We start from the raw sequence: 19159 nt of genomic DNA, 5'->3' as shown, positions 1-19159 counted from the left end.
CGAACCTTCACCTACCCGGGTGAACGGAACGCGAACTTCAGCGGGCCCAGGTGTGCCCGGTGATGCGCTCGTAGACCTCGACGTACTTCGCCCTCGTGGCGGCCACGATGTCGGCGGGGATCTCCGGCCCTGGCGGGGTCTGGTCCCAGCCGGTCGTCCTCGACCAGTCACGCACGAACTGCTTGTCGAACGAGCGCTGTGGCCGGCCCGGCTCCCACTCGTCCGCCGGCCAGAACCGCGAGGAGTCCGACGTCAGCACCTCGTCGCCGAGGGTCAGCGTGCCGTCGGCGTCGAAGCCGAACTCCAGCTTCGTGTCGGCGATGATCACGCCCTTGGTCGCCGCGTGCGCCGCGCCCCGGCGGTAGATCTCCAGGGTGAGGTCGCGGATCCGGTCGGCGGTGTCCTGGCCGATCTCGCCCACCACCTCGTCGAAGGTCATGAACTCGTCGTGCCCGGTGTCGGAGATCTTCGTGGTCGGCGTGAAGATCGGCTCGGGCAGCTTGTCGCCCTCGACCAGGCCCTCGGGCAGGCGGATGCCGGAGACCGCGCCGTCGCGCTGGTACTCCCGCAGGCCCAGCCCGGTCAGGTGACCGCGGGCGATGCACTCGACCTGGATCATCTTCAGCGGCTTGCACCGGATCGCGCGCCCGGCGAACTCGGCGGGCACGTCGGTGGCCGAGATCAGGTGGTTCGGCACGACCTCGCGCAGGTGCTCGAACCACCACACGGACAACTGGGTGAGCAGCTTGCCCTTGTCCGGCACCGGCGTCGGCAGCGACACGTCGTAGACGGAGACGCGGTCGGAGGCCACGAGCAGGATGTCACCGTCCGACTCGTACAGATCGCGGACCTTGCCTGCGTGCACGTGCTTCATGCGCCATCCCGTCAGTGCGGTTGTCTCGACCACCAGCGTTCTAGCACACGCGCTAGTGGCATAGTCCACTTGTGTTACCGTGACCCGGTGTCACAGCCCATCCCCACCGAACGTGTTCAGGTCGCGGCCGTGCTGCGCCGCCTGCGCGAACAGGCAGGCGTCACCCGCGGCGAAGCGGCCGAACTGCTCGGCTGCACCCCGTCCAAGATCGGCGACCTCGAACTCGGGCGGTCCGGCGCGAAACCGGCCGAACTGGAGAAGCTCCTCGTCCACTACGGCGCGGGCCCCGGCCAGCGGACCGAACTGATCCGGTGCGCCAGGGACGCGCACGGCCGCAAACCCCGCGGCACCTACGGCCCGGCACCCGTTCCGGCGAACCTGCGGCGCGTCCTCGACCTCGAAGCGCAGGCGCGCGAGACCGCCCACTACTCCGGCGAGTTGGTCCCGCCCCTGCTTCAGGTGCGGGCCTACGCCGAGGCACTGCTCATGGGGGAGTCGGTCAAACTGGTCGAACTCCGGCTCTCCCGCCGCGAGTGCCTCGAGCGCACCGACCGGCCGCGCCTGCGGCTGCGCTGCGTCCTCGCCGAGTCCGTGCTGCGCACCGGGATCGGCGGCAGAGCGGTGATGGCGGCGCAGCTCACGCGGTTGTGCTGGTTGAACGAGGCCGTACCGAACGTCGAAATCCAGGTGCTCCCCACCGGCACGGGGGTGCATCCTTTCCTCGGGCGGACGGTGACGCTGCATTCCTTCCCGCCGCCCGCGCCCGCGGTGCTGATCACCGACGGGCACGACCGGGACGTCTTCTGCGATCGCCCGGCCGTGGTCCGCCAGGCCGCCGAGCGGTTCACCGCACTGCGCGCGCGAGCGCTCAGCGTGCGGGAAAGCAGCGAGTTCCTGCGACGGCTGGGACAGCACTGGGCCAGTACGGTGGAGAACAGCCACGCACGGTAGCCTGACCGGCAATCAGGTGGCCACGAACTTCCGGGAGGATCCCGTGTCGGCAGGGCAGATCGCCGCGCTCATCGCCGCAGGCGCCTTCGTTGTGCTGGTGGTGCTGCTCGCGATCCCGTTGCTCAAGCTCGGCCGCACGCTGGACGAGGCGACCATCGCGCTGCGCAAGGCACACGAGAACACCGACCCGCTGCTCAACGGGGCCAATCAGACGCTCACCCACGTCAACACCCAGCTCGAGCGGGTGGACGGGATCACCGCGAACGCGCAGGCGGTCACGGGGAACGTCTCGGCGCTGTCGTCGGTGTTCACCGCGACGCTGGGCGGTCCGCTGGTCAAGACCGCGGCCCTGTCCTACGGCATCAGCAAGGCAGTCAAGGCGCGCCGCGCCAAGGCGAACGGGAAGCCGGTGCGCGGCCGGAAGAGGAGCAAGAAGGCATGAAGCGACTGTTCTGGCTCGGAGTCGGAGTGGTCGCCGGCGTCGCCCTCTCGCGCAAGGCGACCGAGACCGCGCGGCAGGCGACCCCGGCGGGCATCGCGGCCAATCTGGGTGACGCCATGCGCGAACTCGCCGGCGCGGTGGGCTCCTTCGGTGCCGAAGTGCGCGCGGGGATGAGCGAGCGCGAGCAAGAGCTGAACGACTTCGTCGAGGACCGTGCCGGTCTTCCGTCGCGTTCGCAGGGCAGGCACGCCGCGGTCCGGCGAGCTCGCCGGGCGGAGGGCTGACCGGCCCACGTCGCCGACGTCGCGCCGGACCCTCCGCCGCCGCAGCCTGCCCCTGTTTCCGGCTCGGCCGGTGACCGCTGTCCGCGGCCGAGCCCCAGCGCAAGGAAAGACCAGTGGAAACACACGAGATCAACAAGCGCTTCCTGGCCCACTTCGAAGGCCGCGAGCACACCAGGGTGCCCAGTGCGTCGCTGATCCTGGACGACCCGAACCTGCTGTTCGTCAACGCCGGCATGGTGCAGTTCAAGCCGTACTTCCTCGGTGAGGTGCCGCCGCCGTACCCGCGCGCGACCAGCATCCAGAAGTGCGTGCGCACCGGCGACATCGACGAGGTCGGCAAGACCACCCGGCACAACACGTTCTTCCAGATGGCCGGGAACTTCTCCTTCGGCGACTACTTCAAGGAAGGCGCGATCGCCAACGCCTGGGAGCTGATCACCAAGTCCCAGGACGACGGCGGTTTCGGCTTCGACCCGGAGCGCATCTGGGTGACCGTCTACGAGCACGACTCGGAGGCGGCCGGGCTCTGGCAGAAGGTCGCCGGCATCCCGTCCGAGCGCATCCAGGCGCGCGACGGCCGCGACAACTACTGGGACATGGGCGTGCCCGGTCCTGGCGGCCCGTGCTCGGAGATCTACTACGACCGCGGCGCACAGTTCGGCCGCGAGGGTGGCCCGGTCGTCGACGAGGACCGCTACCTGGAGATCTGGAACCTCGTCTTCATGCAGGACGTGCGGGGTGAGCAGAGCCCGAAGTACGGCCACCCGCCGATCGGCGAGCTGCCGAAGAAGAACATCGACACCGGCATGGGCGTCGAGCGCGTCGCCTACCTGCTCCAGGGCGTGGAGAACGTCTACGAGACCGACCTGGTGCGCCCGGTGATCGCGCGCGCCGAGGAGTTCTCCGGCCGCCGCTACGGCGCCGACCACACCGACGACGTGCGCTTCCGCGTGATCGCCGACCACGCCCGTTCCGGCGTGATGCTGATCGGCGACGGGGTCACCCCCGGCAACGACGGGCGCGGCTACGTGCTGCGCCGGCTGCTGCGCCGCATCGTGCGCTCGATGCGCCTGCTCGGCGTGCACGAACCGGTGCTGCCGGAGTTCGCTTCGGTGGTCCGTGACGCGATGGGCCCGTCCTACCCTGAACTGGTCGCCGGTTTCGACCGTATCTCCGACGTGGTCAAAACCGAAGAAGAGGCATTCCTGTCGACGCTCACCTCGGGCTCGCGGATCTTCGATCTCGCCGCGGAGGAGACCAAGTCCGCCGGTGGGGGCATCCTCGCCGGGGACAAGGCGTTCCAGCTGCACGACACCTACGGCTTCCCGATCGACCTGACCCTCGAGATGGCCGCCGAGCAGGGCCTGACCGTGGACGAGGACGGGTTCCGCACGCTGATGGAGGAGCAGCGCCGGCGCGCGAAGGCCGACGCCGCGTCCCGCAAGAGCGGGCACGGTGACCTGTCGGTCTACCGCGAGGTGCTCGAACAGCACGGCGAAACCCTGTTCCTGGGCTACACCGACCTGCAGGCGAATGCCAGGGTGATCGGCCTGGTCGCCGACGGGGTCCCGGTGCGCAGCGTCGCGGCGGGCAAGAAGGCCGAGATCATGCTCGACCGCACCCCGTTCTACGCCGAGAGCGGTGGCCAGGTCGCCGACACCGGTGTGCTGGTCGGGAACGGCGTCGAGTTGAAGGTGTTCGACGTCCAGAAGATCGTGCAGGGCCTGTACGTGCACCGCGTCGAGGTCGTCGAGGGCGAGGTCGGGCTCGACACCGAGCTGACCGGTTCGGTCGACGCCGCGCGCCGGTCGATGATCGAGCGCTCGCACTCGGCCACCCACCTGGTGCACGCCGCGGTCCGCGGGGCCTACGGCAAACGCGCGGCGCAGGCCGGTTCGCTCAACTCGCCCGGCCGCATGCGCTTCGACTTCACCACCGCGGGCCCGGTGTCCTCGGACGTGCTGACCGAGGTCGAGGAGGAGGTCAACGACTACCTCCAGACCGACGTCGAGGTGCAGAGCTACGTCACCACCAAGGACAAGGCCCTCGAGCTGGGCGCGGTCGCGCTGTTCGGCGAGAAGTACGGCAACGACGTCCGCGTGGTCGACATGGGGGACTACTCGCGCGAGCTGTGCGGTGGCACCCACGTCGACCGGATCGGCCAGCTGGGCCTGGTCAAGCTGGTGTCCGACGCGTCGATCGGCTCGGGCGTGCACCGCGTCGAGGCGCTGGTCGGCACGGACGCGCTGCGGTACGTCCGCAAGGAGCAGTTGCTGGTCTCGCAGCTCGCCGGTTCGCTGAAGGTGCCGACTGAGCAGCTGCCCTCGCGCATCGAAGACCTGCTGTCGCGGCTGCGGTCGGCGGAGAAGGAGATCGAGCAGCTCAAGACCCGCCAGGTGCTGGGTTCCGCGGGTGAGCTCGCGGACAAGGCCGCCGACCTCGGTGGCGTCAGCCTGGTGGCCGAGCAGCTCGACGGCGTCGACGGCAACGGCCTGCGCGCGCTGGCCACCGAGATCCGCAACCGCCTCGGCAACCGGCCGGGTGTGGTGGCGCTGTTCTCGCCGGCGGGGGAGAAGGTCAGCTTCGTCGTCGCGACCACCGCGGGCGCGCGGGACAAGGGCTTCGCCGCGGGCAAGCTCGTGCCCCGGTTCGCCGAGGCCATCGGCGGCCGTGGTGGCGGCAAGCCGGACATGGCGCAAGGCGGCGGCTCGAACCCGGCAGGCGTGCCGCAGGCGATCGAGGCGCTGCGCGCCGCGGTATCCGGCGGGTGACCCAGCGGAAGGCGGACCGGCCCGGGGAGCAGGATCCCGGGGCCGGCCGTCGGCTTGCGGTGGATGTCGGCTCGGTCCGGGTCGGTATCGCACTCAGTGATCCGGCGCCCCTTCTTGCCTCGCCACTCGTTACCCTAAAGCGTGATGCGGCAGACAATGGTGACGTTGAGCAGTTGGCGGGCCTGGTCGTCGAACACGAGGTGGTCGAGGTGATCGTGGGATTGCCGAGGACGCTCGCGGACCGGCACGGTCCCGCCGCCGTCATCGCGGTCGAATACGGTGAACTGCTCGCGGAGCGGATCGCGCCGGTACCGGTGCGGTTCGCCGACGAGCGGCTCACCACGGTGACCGCTTCGCGCATGCTCTCCCAGCGCGGGGTCAAGGGCCGCAAGCAACGCGCGGTGGTCGATCAGGCGGCCGCCGTGGAGATCCTTCAAGGCTGGCTGGACGGGCGTGCGGCGTTCCGCGCGCGGAAGGGTGAGTCGTGAGGAGCGAGTCTCCCGGGGTACCCGAAGGCGGCGGCAGACGACGGCGGCGGGAAGCCGAAACGCCGCCCGAAGCGGTCCCTCCGGCTGCCGGCCGGCGGCGGTTGCGCGAACCGGACGAACTGGTCCGCCGCGAAGGCGAAGTCCGCATGCCCCCGCCCCGCGAGGGCAGCGGCGGCCGTCGGCGCCTGCGTGACGAAGAGCCGCCCTCGCGGCCCGAGCCCGCGCCGCCGCGCCGCCGGCACCGCTACGTCGAATCCGAGGAAGATTCGCTGGCCACCCCGCAGATGGGCGTGCCTACCCCAGCCGAGCCGCCGCGCCGCCCCACCGCGCGACCGCCGGTTCAACCAGCTCGACGTGCCCGTGCCGAGGCCCCCGCGCCGCCGCCGCGCCGTCGTCCCACCCCGCCGCCGGCATCCCCGCAGCCGCCGCCGGACGATCGCCCGACCGAGGTGATCGACGCCGGTCAGGTGGCGCGATACGGCTACGAACCGGACCCTGAACCGGTGCCCGAGTTCGACGACCGTGCCCCCCGAGACCCCGAGAACCCCCGAGCCTCGCGCGATCCTCGTGACCGCGAAGACGAGATCGAGGGTTTCGCCGACGACGAGTTCTACGACGACGAGTACTACGAGGAAGATGAGTACGGCGACTACGACGACGAGCACCGCGCCGAGCCGGAGCGCATCGGCGAGGAGCCGCCGGACGAGCCGCGCCCGCGTCGCAAGCGCGGCAAGCGCGCGTTCGGCTGGATCGCCGCCCTCCTGGTGATCGTCGTGGTCGGTGGCGCGGCCTGGTTCGGCGCGCAGGAACTGCTCGGGTTCGGCTACGACGACTTCGAGGGCACCGGCGAGTCCGACGTGCTGGTCGAGGTCGTCGAGGGCGACTCGACCAACGCGATCGCCACGAAACTGACCCAGGCCGGCGTGGTCGCCAGCCAGAAGGCGTTCGTCGAGGCCGCCGAGGACGAGGCCAAGGTCCGCAGCGTCCAGCCCGGCTACTACCAGATGAAGACGAAGATGTCGGGCACCAGCGCGGTCGGCAAGCTGGTCGACCCGACGGCCCGCAAGGGCGTGCTGCAGATCCGCGGCGGCACCCAGCTCGACGACATCGTCCAGCCCGACGGCAAGACCACCGACGGCGTGTTCGCGCTGCTGTCGAAGGCGTCCTGCGCGACGGTCAACGGCGCGAGCACCTGCGTCCCGGTCGAGGAGCTGCGCAAGGTCGCCGAGACCGCCGACCTGGCCGCGCTCGGGGTGCCCGAATGGGCGGTCGAAGGCGCGGGCGAGGTCGAACCGAAACGACGGATCGAAGGGCTGATCCTGCCCGGGGTCTACGACGTGAAGCCCGGCTGGGACGCCACCCAGCTGCTCACCGAGGTGATGAAGGTGTCGGCCACCCGACTGCAGGCCGCGGGCCTGCCGAAGGCGGCCGACGGCACCGGCAAGACACCGTACGAGCTGCTGGTGACCGCGTCGATCGTGGAGCGCGAAGGCGTGCAGCAGGACTTCACCAAGATCGCGCGGGTGATCTACAACCGGCTCGACGACGACATGCGCCTGGAGATGGACTCCACCATCAACTACGTGCTCGACCGGCCGATCGTGACGACCACCCCGGAGGACCGGGCGAAGGCCGGCGCGTACAACACCTACCAGATCAAGGGCCTGACGCCGGGGCCGATCTCGTCGCCCAGCATCGACGCCATCGAGGCGGCGGCGAAACCGGCCGAGGGCGCGATCCTGTTCTTCGTCAAGTGCGAGAAGAACGGGCTCTCCTGCTTCGCCGAGAACTACGACGAACACAAGGTGAACATCAACCTCGCCAAGGAACGCGGTGCCTACTGAGCCGCCGTACCGGTCCGGGATCCTCGGCAAACCTGTCGCGCATTCGCTGTCCCCGGTGCTGCACGGCGCTGGTTACGCGGCGCTCGGCATGGACGGCTGGCGCTACGACCGCATCGAAATGGACGGCGAGGGGCTGCCCGCGTTCATCCGGGACCTCGGCCCGGAGTGGGCCGGCTTCTCGGTGACCATGCCCGGCAAGCGCGCGGCGATCGCGCTGGCCGACGAGGTGACCGAACGCGGGCGCGCGGTCGGCGCGATCAACACGCTCGTCCGCCGGGACGGCCGCTGGTTCGCCGACTGCACCGACGTCGACGGCGTGACCGGCGCACTGATCGCCGCGGGCGGTTACGAGCCCGGGAGCGGGGACACCGGCGTCGTGCTCGGCGCGGGCGGGACCGCGGCGGCGACCGTGGTCGCGCTGGCTGAACTGGGCGTGCGCTCGGTACGCCTGATCGTCCGCGACTCGGCCAGGGCGGGGGAGACGGTCGCCGCGGCCGAACGCGCCGGCGTGGCCGTGGACGTGTCGAACTGGTCGGACACCGACTTCGGCGACGCCGTCGCCAAGGCCGCCGTGGTGGTCAACACCGTGCCCCCGGCGGCGATCGAACCGCACCTGGCGGAGCTGGCGACCGCGTCGTGCCTGCTGGACGTCATCTACCACCCGTGGCCCACACCGCTGGCCGACGCGGTGGCCGCGCACGGCGGTCGCCTGGCCACCGGGCTGGACATGCTGCTGCACCAGGCGTTCCGGCAGTTCGAGCACATCACCGGCCGGACCGCCCCCCGCGAAGCGATGCGGGACGCCCTGCGCGAGGCCACCGGAAAGATCTTGCCGCTGCCTTTGGGCTGAGTTACGTTGGCGGACTGCCTTGAGGAAGGAACAAGCCAGTCATGCCGAAACCGGATCGCGAGAAGTATTCCGATTCCGACGTGGAAACCGCCTGGGTCGGCGAGCCGCCCGTGCTCAACTCGACGGTGACGCTCGCCGACTACGACCCCGAATGGCCCGCCCTCTACGAACGCGAGGCCGCCCGCATCAGACAGGTCCTGGGGGACACCATCGTCCTGATGGAGCACGTGGGTTCGACCTCCGTGCCCGGGCTCTGCGCCAAGCCGATCATCGACATCATGCTCGTGGTGCCCGACTCCGACGACGAGGACGCCTACGTGCCGCGCCTGGAAGCCGCCGGTTACGTGCTCACCATCCGCGAACCGGACTGGGAGAAGCACCGCGCGTTCAAAGGGCCGGACACGAACATCAACCTGCACGTCTACTCACCCGACACCAAGGAGATCGAGCGGTACCGGGTCTTCCGCGACCGCCTCCGGTCCAACCAGGAGGACCGCGACCTTTACGCGGCGACCAAGCGGCACCTCGCCGCGCGGAAGTGGAAGTACATCCAGAACTACGCCGACGCCAAGAACGACGTGGTCGACGAGATCATGAGCCGCGCGCTCGGGCAGCCGGTGTCACGCAGCGACCCGGCGCCGCCCATGGCGCACGACCAGTACGACGGCTTCGCCGCGGACTACGCCGAGCACGCCCGGCACAACCCGTACCAGGAGCTGTACGACCGCCCCGCGATCCTGGCGCTGGCCGGAGACCTGGACGGGCGCAAGGTGCTGGACATCGGCTGCGCGGCCGGGCACCTCACCGCCGCACTCGCCGGTCGCGGCGCCGACGTGGTCGGCCTGGACGGCAGTCCGGCGCTGGTCGACGTGGCGAAACGCGAGTTCGGCGACCGTGCCCGGTTCCAGCAGGGCGACCTGACCGAACCGCTGGACTTCGCCGACGGCACCTTCGACCTGGTCACCGCCTCGCTGGTGCTGCACTACCTCGAGGACTGGGGACCGGTGCTCGCCGAACTCCGCCGCGTCCTGCGCCCGGGCGGGGCGCTGGTGCTGTCGGTGCACCACGCCGAGGACTGGCACTGGTTCGACCGGCCGGACTATTTCCGGCGGGAGCAGGTGACCGACCAGTTCCCCCTCGGCGGCCGCGAGGTCGACGTGCGGTTCTACCGCCGCCCGCTCAGTCAGACCTTCGGCGCGCTCCGCGAAGCCGGGTTCACCGTGGACGTCATCGACGAGCCGATGCCGCTGCCGGAGTGCCGGGAGGTTTCGCCGCGTGCCTACGCCTCGCTGACCACGACGCCGCGGTTCCTCTACTTCCGCGCGCTCGCACCGCAGGCGTAGCCACTGTTCACCTCCCGGGTGCTGTTTCACCCGTTCGGGATCGCCTAGGGTGACGCCGATCCCGGGAGGTGGGCCAGTGCAGCGATCCAGGTGGTTCCTGACGTCCGTGGTAGCGGTGACCGCGCTGGTCGCCGCCACCACACCGGCAGTCGCGACGCCGGCGACTCCGAGCGTCCGGTTCGCCACGTTCAACGCCTCGCTCAACCGCGCGCAAGCCGGGCAACTGGTCGCCGACCTGTCCACCCCGGACAACGCACAGGCCCGCGAGGCCGCCGAGGTCATCCAGCGCAACCGCCCTGACGTGCTGCTGGTCAACGAGTTCGACTACGTGCCGGACAACGCCGCGGCGAACCTGTTCCGGCAGAACTACCTCGGCGTCGGCCAGAACGGCGCCGCGCCGATCGACTACCCCTACGCGTTCACCGCGCCGGTCAACACCGGCGTGTCCACCGGGTTCGACCTGGACCGGAACGGCCAGGTCGGCGGCGGGAACGACGCGCACGGCTTCGGCGTGTTCGAAGGCCAGTACGGCATGCTCGTCCTGTCGAAGTACCCGATCGACACCGCCAACGCCCGGACGTTCCAGCAGTTCCGCTGGGCCGACATGCCGGACGCGTTGCTCCCGGACGACCCGGCGACACCGGCCAAGGCCGACTGGTACTCCCCGGAGATCCTCGACGTGCTTCGCCTGTCCTCGAAGTCCCACTGGGACCTGCCGATCCAGGTCGGCGGCTCGGACGTGCACTTCCTGGTCTCCCACCCGACGCCACCGGTCTTCGACGGCCCGGAGGACCGCAACGGCACGAAGAACCACGACGAGGTCCGCTTCTGGGCGGACTACGTCACGCCCGGCAAGGGCGAGTACATCTACGACGACCGTGGTGGCAGCGGTGGGCTCGGCGCACACGACCGGTTCGTCGTCGCAGGGGACAACAACGCCGACCAGTACGACGGTGACGGCATCGACGGCGGAATCGAACGCCTGCTGCGGGCGCCGCGCGTAATCGACCCGCACCCGGGCAGTCTCGGCGGAGCGGCGGCCGCCCGCGAACAAGGTGGCGCGAACACCGCACACCAAGGTCCGGCCTTCTTCGACACCGGCGACTTCGCGGACGACACGCCCGGCAATCTCCGTGTCGACTACGTGCTGCCGTCGCACGGGTTGGTCCCGTGGCGCGCCGAGGTGTTCTGGCCGTTGCCCGGGTCGCCGCTCGCCAGGCTCAACGACGTCTCGGACCACCACCTGGTGCGGGTCGACGTGCTGGTGCCCCGGTGGTCCTGAGCGGGGGTTAGCCTGACCGGCATGAAGATCGCCATCCTGGACGACTACCAGAACGTCGCCCTGAGCTTCGCCGACTGGGACTCGCTCGGGGCGAAGATCGAGGTGTTCACCGAGTACATCGGCGACCGCGAAGAGCTGGTCCGGCGGCTGGCCGGCTTCGAGGTGGTGGTGGCGATGCGCGAGCGCACCCGCTTCGACGAGGCGCTGCTGTCCAGGTTGCCCGACCTGAGGCTCCTGGTGAGCACCGGCCGCCGGAACGCGGCGATCGACGTGGCCGCGGCGAACCGGCTCGGTGTCGTGGTCTCGTCCACCGGGTACATCGCGCACCCGACCGCCGAGCACACCTGGGCCCTGATCCTCGCAGCCTCGCGGAACCTGCCCACCGAGTTCCAGTCGATGCGCGACGGCGGCTGGCAGCGGACCGTGGGCACCGGATTGCACGGCAAGACGCTCGGCCTGCTCGGCCTGGGCAGGCTCGGCGCACAGGTGGCGCGGATCGGCCAGGCGTTCGGCATGGAGACCATCGCCTGGAGCCAGAACCTGACCCGGGAACGGGCCGCCGAACACGGGGTCACCGCGGTGACCAAGGCGGAGCTGTTCAACCAGTCGGACGTGGTGTCGGTGCACCTGGTGCTCAGCGACCGCTCACGCGGCCTGGTCGGCGCGGACGAGTTCGCCCTGATGAAGCCGTCCGCGCTGCTGGTGAACACCTCGCGCGGCCCGATCGTCGACCAGGACGCCCTGCTCGACGCACTCCGCCGCAAGGCGATCCGGGCCGCCGCGATCGACGTCTACGACGAGGAGCCGCTGGCCGCCGACCACCCGATCCGCGAGCTGGACAACGCCGTACTCACCCCGCACATCGGCTATGTCACGCGCGAGGTCTACCAGGTCTTCTACGGCGACGCGGTCGAGGACATCGCCGCCTACCAGGCCGGCAGCCCGATCCGCGTGATGGAGCCCTAGCCCTCGCGCAGTTCCGCGAGCACGGCGTCGGTGAACGGCGGCCACGCTTCGGCCGCCCACGGCCCGAAGTTGCGGTCAGCCAGCGCGACACACGCCGCTTGGGCGTCCGGGTCGACCCAGAGGAACGTGCCGGACTGGCCGAAGTGCCCGAAGGTCCGGGGCGAACTGGCCGACCCCGTCCAGTGCGGGCTCTTGTGGTCGCGGATCTCGAAGCCGAGGCCCCAGTCGTTGGGCTTCTGGTGCCCGAACCCGGGCAGCACCCCGGTCAACCCGGGGAAGACCACGGACGTCGCCTCCGCGACGGTCGAAGGGTCGAGCAGCTTGGGCTGCTGGAGCTCCGCGGCGAACCGAACCAGGTCGTCCACGGTCGACACCGCGCCCGCGGCGGGCGAGCCCTCGAGCCGCGTGTTCGCCATGTCCAGCGGCTCGAGCAGGGCCTGGGACAGGTAGGTCGCGAACGCGATGCCCGAATGCTCGGTCAGCGCGTCTGTGAGCTGCTCGAACCCGGCGTTCGAGTAGAGCCGGCGGTTGCCCGGCTCGGCCATCGACTTGTGCGCGTCGAAGGCCAGACCGGAGGTGTGCGCGAGCAGGTGCCGGACGGTCGAACCAGGTGGACCGGCTGGCGTGTCCAGCTCGACGACGCCCTCCTCGAACGCGATCAGCGCCGCGTAGGCGGTGAGCAGCTTGGTGACCGAGGCCAGGGGAAACTCCCGGCCGGGGTCGCCGTGCCGGCCGGCCACGGTGCCGTCGGCGCGCACCACCGCCGCGGCCGCGTTGTCCACCGGCCACTGGTCGATCAACCGCAAGCTCTCCATGAGCCCACCCTACAATCAGCCGCCGAATGGCCTATTGAGTGCCCTCCGCGTCATTCTAGAATTCCTGCGGCCGACTGGTGAAAGGGTGCGGCGAATGGTGGATTCCGTCGATTGGGCGTCAGCCGGTGTCGATGTCGGCAAACCCGCTCTGGCCCGGGTGTACGACTACATGCTCGGCGGCGAGCTGAACTTCCCGGCGGATCGCGCGGTGGCCGAGCGCCTCGCCGAGGTGGGCCCGTTCCGCGAAATGGCCCGGCTCAACCGCCTTTTCCTGCGCCGGGCCGTCCGGTTCTGCGTGGACGCCGGCGTGCGGCAGTTCCTCGACCTCGGTTCCGGCATCCCGTCCTCGGGCAACGTCCACGAAATCGCGCAGGAGTCGGACCCGGCGAGCCGGGTGGTCTACGTCGACCAGGACCCTGTCGCCGTGGCACACAGCGAAATCCTGCTGGCGGGCAATCCGAACGCGACCATCCTGAGTGCCGACCTCCGCGACACCGCGGATGTCATCACGCAGGCCGAAACCCGTTCGCTGCTCGATTTCGACCGTCCGATCGCGCTTTTCCTGCTCGGCGTGGTCCAGTACATTCCCGATTCCGGAAACCCTGCCGGATTGATCTCCCGCTATATGAGCGGCCTGGCTCCCGGAAGCCTCCTCGCGATGACGCATTTCACCGCGCAGAACATGGAAGTCGAAATGGCGGCAGCGGTGCAGTATTTCGCCGAAACCGCGGCGCCGATCACCCTGCGCTCCGCTGAGCAAGTCACCGCTTTGCTGGGCGACCTCGAGCCAGTCGAGCCGGGAGTGGTGCTCACCGCGAAGTGGCATCCCGAACTGGGTGGTCCACCAGCGGCCGACCCCGAGCGGTCCGGTCACCACGCCGTCGTCGCGCGCAAGCGCTGACTCAGCGCCGCCGGGCCACCACCGGCAGTCGATCAGGGTGCAACGTGGTCGACGCGACCGGCCGCACCCGCGCCCCCGCCTGCAGCGGCAGCCGCCACCGCCGCAGGATCACGGTCAGCACGATCAGCATCTCCGCCGCCGCGAACGACCCGCCCATGCACACCCGGACGCCCTCCCCATACGGGATGAACGCCCCCCGGGGCACCTGGCCGGCGCGCTCGGGCAGCCACCGGTCGGGGTCGAACCGCGCGGGCTCCGGGAACAGCCGGGGATCACGGTGCAGCACGTACGGGCTGTAGAACACGTTCGCCCCGGCCGGGATCGGATAGCCGCCCACCTCGATGTCCACCGTCGGAATGCGGGGGAACAGCCAGCCCGGCGGGTACAACCGCAGCGTCTCGTGCACAACCCGTGCGACGTACTCGAGCTTCGGCAGGTCGTCGAACTCGACCGGCCGATCGCCGAGAACGTCGTCGATCTCGCCGCACACGCGATCCGCGATCTCGGGGTGCCGGTCCAGCTGGAAGAACAACCAGCCGAGTGCCGCCGACGAGACTTCCGTGCCGACGAAGAACATGGTCATGACCTCGTCGTGGACCTGCTGCACGGTGAGCATCTCGCCGGTCTCCGGGTCGCGGGCCTTGAGTAGCGCGGACAGCATGTCGCGCCCTACCGTGCCCTCCGCTCGGTAGACCGCGATGACCTCGTCGATCAGCGCGTGCACCCGCTTGCCCGCCTCCGTGTACAACCGGTTGGACCGGGTCGGCAGCGCGTACAGAAGGCCGGTCGGCGCGTAGGCGCGCTTGCCCACGCCACGGAACACGATCGGCAACCAGCGGGCGGCTTCGCGCGCCGCCTCGCTGCCGGCGTCCGAGGCGAACATGCACCGGACGAGGATCGCCGCCGCGATTTCGTTCAGCTCCTGGCCCAGCTCGAGCGGTGCGCCGTCCACCCAGTTCGACGTCTGTTCCTCGGCCGCCGCCCGCATCGTGCCGGCGTATTCGGTGACCCGTTGGTGGGTGAACAACGGCGCGATCATCCGTCGCCGCTGCCGGTGCGGTTCGCCCCACGAGCTGCCGATGCCGTCGCCGCCGAGCACCTTGAGCTTCTCGAAGAGCACGCCGTTCTTGGTCACCTGGTTGTGCTCGACGAGCAGTTCGCGCACCGTGGCCGGGCTGTTCACCAGGAACGCCGGCTCCCGCCCGAGTCGAAACGACACGACCTCGCCACAGGCTCGCTGCTGGTCGACGAACTCGAGAGGCCGGCGGAACAGCCGCAGCGCGTGCCCGACCACCGGACGGCCACCCGGTGCCATCGGCGGTCGTGCGCCTTCTCGCGTCATGAACCGCTCCTCTCAGGTGCTACTGGACCGCACGGAACGCCACCGTGTGAGTCGATCGGCGATCAGCTCGAGGAGCGACTGTTGATGGTTTCGCAGGAAGAAGTGCCCATGCCCGACCGTGACCCGCTCGAAGTCGGCGTTCGTGCAAGATCGCCACTGCTCGAGGTCGTCGTCGGTCACCTCCGGATCCCCGGCGCCCGCCGCCACCAGCACCGGGCAGTCCAGCGGAACCAGCCGGTCCACCTGGTACGACCGGCGGCATGCCAACGTCGCTCGCAGATCACCGGCCAGCCACCGGGCGAACCGCGGGTCATCAAGCAGAACCTCGTCCACGCCACCGGCCGCGCGCACCCAGCCGAGCAGTTCGGCGTCGCCATCGGACGCCACCGGCAGTTGATCCGCCTGCAGGTGAGGTGGCGGCATCGAGCACGCGATCAGCCCGTCCACCACCGCATCCGCTGCGTCGAGCAGTCTCCGTGCCACTTCGAAGCCGACCAGCGCGCCGAAGCTGTGCCCGAATAACGCCCAGTGCGGTCCACCTGGTTCAACTCGCCCGAGCAACTCCGCGGTCAACTCGTCCGCGATCCGGTCGATTCGGCGCAAGGGCTCCTCGCGAATCCGGCGTTCGCGCCCGGGCAACAACACCGGCCAAACCTCGATCGACTCGGGCAACGCCGCCGACCACGCGGCGAACTGCGAGGCCCCTGTGCCAGCCGCACCGATGCAGACCAGGCGCACCTGGGGCCGCGCCCGCCGATTCACCTGAGGAAACCACGATCCCTCTTGGCCAGGAGGCATCAACTGTCCCCGTTCCCATCGACCACACCGGCGAGTTCGGCGACAGTCGGAGACTGGAACACGTCGACCGGGCTCAACTCGGCACCAAGGTCGACGGCCACCCGCCGGACGAACCGCGTGATCAGCGAGGAAGTCATGCCGAGCAGGAAGAGGTCCGCCTCCAGGTCCGCCGAGTCGAACCGCTCCAGACCGAGCAGATCGGCGGCTATTTCGCCCAGAGCTGCCTGCGTTCCGCTGAGACTGCTGCCGTCGCCGTTGCGCGCGCCGTACCCATCCGGGATGCGCAGAGCCGAGTAGTCGACCTTGCCCCAGGAGGTCAACGGCAGTTCGTCGACCGGGACGAACATGGTCGGCACCATGTACGAGGCCAGGCGCTCGGCCAACCACTCGCGCAGATTCGAGGCATCGATCCCGCTTGGACTGTCCGCCACGACAAAGGCCGCCAGTCGCCCAGCGTCCTCCCGGACTGCGCAGTCGCGCACCGCGGCGTGTCCCCGCAAGACCGAACGCACCTCGCCGAGTTCGACGCGGAAGCCGCCGATCTGCACCTGATCGTCGGTGCGGCCGAGGAAGTAGAACAGCCCGTCGGCCTCGCGCACCCCACGATCGCCGGTCCGATACATGCGCTGGCCGCCGACCTGCACGAATCGCTCCGCGGTCAACTCAGGCCGACCCAAGTAGCCCAAAGTGACACCGGAACCGCCGATGAACAGCTCGCCGGGCGTGCCATCGGGTACTGGGCGCAACGCCTCGTCCAGCACGGCGATTTCGGTGCCGTCGCACGCCTGCCCGATCGACACCCGCTGTGTGGCGTCCGGGTCGATCTCGATGTAGGTACTGGCGATCGTCGCCTCGGACACGCCGTAGCTGTTCACGAGGATGCGCCCACGTGCCCAACTCCGCGCGACGTCCGATGGCAGTTCCTCGCCGCCGCAAACGATTGCCCGAAGGGCGGGGAAGTGGCCCGGGTCCATCTGCTGCAACCGCGAGGGAGTCGCGACCAGTGCGCTCACCTGCTGCTCACGAAGGAAACGATCGAAGTCCGGCCCGGGCAAACGTTGACGCTCGGTGGGGATACACAGCTGCGCGCCGAGTCCGAGCGCCGCGATCATCTCGAAGATCGCCGCTTCGACGTGTTGTGGCGCGAGCATGGCCACCCGATCGTCCGCCCGCCAGCCGAAGTGCCGCTTCGCCGTTCGGACTATGGGCAACAGTGACGAATGGCGGCCGAGGATCCCCTTCGGTTTCCCCGTCGACCCAGACGTGTAGACGACATACGCCAACTCGGCCGGGTCGGCTTCCGGCGTGCAACCCCACTCACCTCTCTCGGTGATCTGGACGCCTGTGTCGAACGTGCCGACCTTCAGGTCGCGGGAAGCGGATATGACGAGCCGTACTCCCGCGTCCTGTATCAACTCTGCCCGCCGAAGCTCGGGCAACGTCGGTTCGACCAGCAGGAACGCGCCCCCGGCCCGCCACACGGCGAACGCGGCCACGAGGCTCAAAGCCGACCGCGGTATCTCGACCGCGACCAGCTCTCCCCGAACCAGGTCTCGCCCGGCGAGCTGGGTGGCGATCTCGTCGACAGCCGCGTCGAACTGGATGTAGTTCAACTCACCGTCCACGGCGGACACGCAAGGCCGCTCACCTTGCGCGCGAATCCGCTGTTCGATCAGTTCGCCTACCGTCCGGCCGGCTACGCCGACGCACGATTTCATGATCGCTCCTGTCTCAAGGCCGGTCGCGGTCGAGGAGGTGCCGCACCGCTTGCTGCGCACGCCGGGTGATGGCGCCGAGAATGGTTGTTTCCACGTAACGTTCGCCGACTGTCAGCTCACCGAGGGCGTAGAGGCCGGGAACGGTCGAACCGGCAGAACCACGCACGAGGCCGGAGTTCGTATCGATGCGGATGCCGCCGAACGGATGAGGCGCGGCCAGTCCGTTCTGGACCATCGAATCGATCAGCTGCTCGACGCGGCGGGGAAGAACGGGCACCCGAGGGCGTACCGAGTTGACGACATGGTCCGCGAAGTACTGTTGCGAACCCGCCTGGACCAGAAACCCGTCCTCAACGGCGATCACGTTCTCGATGCCACCGACGAGGCGAAGCTGTCCAGCGTGCAGAAGAGCGGCCAGTTCCTCAGCGGATCGCTGGGGCATCGGGGCGCACAACCTCCCGCAAACGCCATGCCAATCGCGGAGAAAAGCGACTCTGGTGTTGTCGTCGAAGAGCGGCCACACCTTGTCGACAAGATGACGGGCCACCGCGACGAGCAGCATGTGCCATCGTGGGTTGTCCCGCGCCTCGGCAACGTGGCGTAAGAATCGCTTCTCGGGTGCCTCGTCGCCGTTGATCTCCCGCCACAAGTCCGATATGGGAACCTGATGAGCGCAGAACTCTGCTCGCAGCATGCGGAAGATGTCCAGCGACGACAGGTATCCACGTGTTGCGGCGAGATCGATGACCGTGTCTTCGTTGGTCGTGACCAACGCCGGGCCAGTTCCCGGATACCGCACGCCCGGCAGGTAGCCACTTCGCGAGACGGCCAGTATTCGTCCTCGGTGTCCCGAAGCAGCCAGCTCCAGGACGACATCGATCGCGGTGAGCCCAGTGCCCAGGACGGCTACTGTGTGGTCGCGTCCGATCCGTGACACCGTTTTGTCGAGTGGATACGGCTCTGACACGAACCCCGGCCGGCCAGTCAGTCCGTAGACGTCCATCGGTCCCGTCGAGCCAGGGCACAGGAACACGGCGTCGAAGAGGTACTCATCCGCGGCGGACGTGTGCAAGCTGAACACATCGGATTCTCGAGCGAGAGAAACGACACGATCACCGACCAGCGTGGTCCGAACGTCGCGCAGGCGACCGGTCGCTACCGCAGACGCGACCACATCTTCGAGATAGCGTGCGTAGTCGCTACGCGGCAGGAACTCTTCGCCCGCCGTGGGATCGCTGCCCTGTCCTACCAGCCAGTTCGCAAGATGCTCGGGTTCATCCGGCCGTACGGACATCATCCGGGCCGGTAGGTTGAGCAGGGCCTTCTCGCTCCCTGGACGGTAGGCGCGTCCGGGCCCGAATCGCACGCTTGGATCGAAAACCGTGACTTCGTGACCGTTCGTCCCTGCCGTGGGCCTGCCAAGATCTCGTACGACCGTGTCCAGCACGCTGGCCCCGGCGGCGCCGGCGCCGACTATCCCGATGCGCACA

17 protein-coding genes are annotated in these 19159 nt (G+C 69.4%); 11 read left to right on the top strand and 6 right to left on the bottom strand.

Going from position 1 to position 19159, the window contains the following annotated elements:
- Nucleotides 1-37: 37 nt before the first annotated feature.
- Nucleotides 38-874 carry a phosphoribosylaminoimidazolesuccinocarboxamide synthase gene (locus tag JOM49_RS33475; RefSeq protein ID WP_209668156.1) on the bottom strand — a complete coding sequence of 279 codons (837 nt, stop codon included), beginning with the start codon at nt 872-874 and terminating at the stop codon, nt 38-40.
- Nucleotides 875-961: 87 nt separating this feature from the next.
- On the opposite strand from JOM49_RS33475, the gene JOM49_RS33470 reads away from it, so the two are divergent.
- The 10 genes from JOM49_RS33470 (at nt 962) to JOM49_RS33425 (ending at nt 12095) form a co-directional block, all read left to right on the top strand.
- Nucleotides 962-1825 carry a helix-turn-helix domain-containing protein gene (locus JOM49_RS33470; RefSeq protein WP_209668155.1) on the top strand — a complete coding sequence of 288 codons (864 nt, stop codon included), beginning with the start codon at nt 962-964 and terminating at the stop codon, nt 1823-1825.
- Nucleotides 1826-1868: 43 nt separating this feature from the next.
- Nucleotides 1869-2267 carry a DUF948 domain-containing protein gene (locus JOM49_RS33465; protein WP_209668154.1) on the top strand — a complete coding sequence of 133 codons (399 nt, stop codon included), beginning with the start codon at nt 1869-1871 and terminating at the stop codon, nt 2265-2267.
- Nucleotides 2264-2551: a hypothetical protein gene (locus JOM49_RS33460; RefSeq protein ID WP_209668153.1), complete on the top strand. Its 288-nt coding sequence runs from the start codon at nt 2264-2266 to the stop codon at nt 2549-2551. Before JOM49_RS33465 ends, JOM49_RS33460 begins: the two co-directional genes overlap by 4 nt.
- A gap of 113 nt (nt 2552-2664) precedes the next feature.
- Entirely contained in the window at nt 2665-5322 is a 2658-nt protein-coding gene (gene alaS / locus JOM49_RS33455) for an alanine--tRNA ligase (protein ID WP_209668152.1), read from the top strand.
- Complete coding sequence (gene ruvX, locus JOM49_RS33450) at nt 5319-5810, top strand: Holliday junction resolvase RuvX (protein WP_209668151.1); 492 nt, start codon at nt 5319-5321, stop codon at nt 5808-5810. The genes alaS and ruvX overlap by 4 nt, the downstream gene beginning before the upstream one ends.
- Complete coding sequence (gene mltG, locus JOM49_RS33445) at nt 5807-7654, top strand: endolytic transglycosylase MltG (RefSeq protein ID WP_308158960.1); 1848 nt, start codon at nt 5807-5809, stop codon at nt 7652-7654. Before ruvX ends, mltG begins: the two co-directional genes overlap by 4 nt.
- Complete coding sequence (locus JOM49_RS33440) at nt 7644-8504, top strand: shikimate dehydrogenase (protein ID WP_209668150.1); 861 nt, start codon at nt 7644-7646, stop codon at nt 8502-8504. Before mltG ends, JOM49_RS33440 begins: the two co-directional genes overlap by 11 nt.
- Before the next feature lie 41 nt (nt 8505-8545).
- Nucleotides 8546-9847, top strand: a complete 1302-nt coding sequence (locus JOM49_RS33435) for a GrpB family protein (RefSeq protein WP_209668149.1) — start codon at nt 8546-8548, stop codon at nt 9845-9847.
- Nucleotides 9848-9923: 76 nt separating this feature from the next.
- Nucleotides 9924-11129: an endonuclease/exonuclease/phosphatase family protein gene (locus tag JOM49_RS33430; protein ID WP_308158959.1), complete on the top strand. Its 1206-nt coding sequence runs from the start codon at nt 9924-9926 to the stop codon at nt 11127-11129.
- A 21-nt stretch (nt 11130-11150) separates the two neighbouring features.
- Entirely contained in the window at nt 11151-12095 is a 945-nt protein-coding gene (locus JOM49_RS33425; protein ID WP_209668148.1) for a D-2-hydroxyacid dehydrogenase family protein, read from the top strand.
- Here JOM49_RS33425 and JOM49_RS33420 read toward each other — a convergent pair.
- Nucleotides 12092-12910: a serine hydrolase domain-containing protein gene (locus JOM49_RS33420; RefSeq protein ID WP_209668147.1), complete on the bottom strand. Its 819-nt coding sequence runs from the start codon at nt 12908-12910 to the stop codon at nt 12092-12094. The genes JOM49_RS33425 and JOM49_RS33420 overlap by 4 nt on opposite strands.
- Nucleotides 12911-13004: 94 nt before the next feature.
- Between JOM49_RS33420 and JOM49_RS33415 the strand changes: the two genes are divergently transcribed.
- Nucleotides 13005-13811 carry an SAM-dependent methyltransferase gene (locus JOM49_RS33415; protein ID WP_209668146.1) on the top strand — a complete coding sequence of 269 codons (807 nt, stop codon included), beginning with the start codon at nt 13005-13007 and terminating at the stop codon, nt 13809-13811.
- Nucleotide 13812: 1 nt separating this feature from the next.
- Here JOM49_RS33415 and JOM49_RS33410 read toward each other — a convergent pair whose 3' ends face one another.
- The 4 genes from JOM49_RS33410 to JOM49_RS33395 are packed head-to-tail and all read right to left on the bottom strand — an operon-like array spanning nt 13813 to nt 19158.
- Nucleotides 13813-15153, bottom strand: coding sequence for a cytochrome P450 (locus JOM49_RS33410; RefSeq protein WP_209668145.1), 1341 nt, complete (start codon nt 15151-15153; stop codon nt 13813-13815).
- 12 nt (nt 15154-15165) lie between these two features.
- Nucleotides 15166-15951, bottom strand: a complete 786-nt coding sequence (locus JOM49_RS33405) for a thioesterase II family protein (RefSeq protein WP_245369557.1) — start codon at nt 15949-15951, stop codon at nt 15166-15168.
- On the bottom strand, nt 15951-17669 hold the full coding sequence (locus tag JOM49_RS33400; RefSeq protein WP_209668143.1) for a non-ribosomal peptide synthetase: 1719 nt from the start codon (nt 17667-17669) through the stop codon (nt 15951-15953). Before JOM49_RS33400 ends, JOM49_RS33405 begins: the two co-directional genes overlap by 1 nt.
- 13 nt (nt 17670-17682) lie before the next feature.
- Nucleotides 17683-19158: an FAD/NAD(P)-binding protein gene (locus JOM49_RS33395; protein ID WP_209668142.1), complete on the bottom strand. Its 1476-nt coding sequence runs from the start codon at nt 19156-19158 to the stop codon at nt 17683-17685.
- Between the last annotated feature and the right edge of the window lies 1 nt (nt 19159).

The organism is Amycolatopsis magusensis, assembly GCF_017875555.1.
Taxonomy (GTDB): Bacteria; Actinomycetota; Actinomycetes; order Mycobacteriales; family Pseudonocardiaceae; genus Amycolatopsis; species Amycolatopsis magusensis.
Note: the sequence above shows the minus strand (reverse complement) of the source record. Positions and strands in the feature narration are given on the sequence as shown.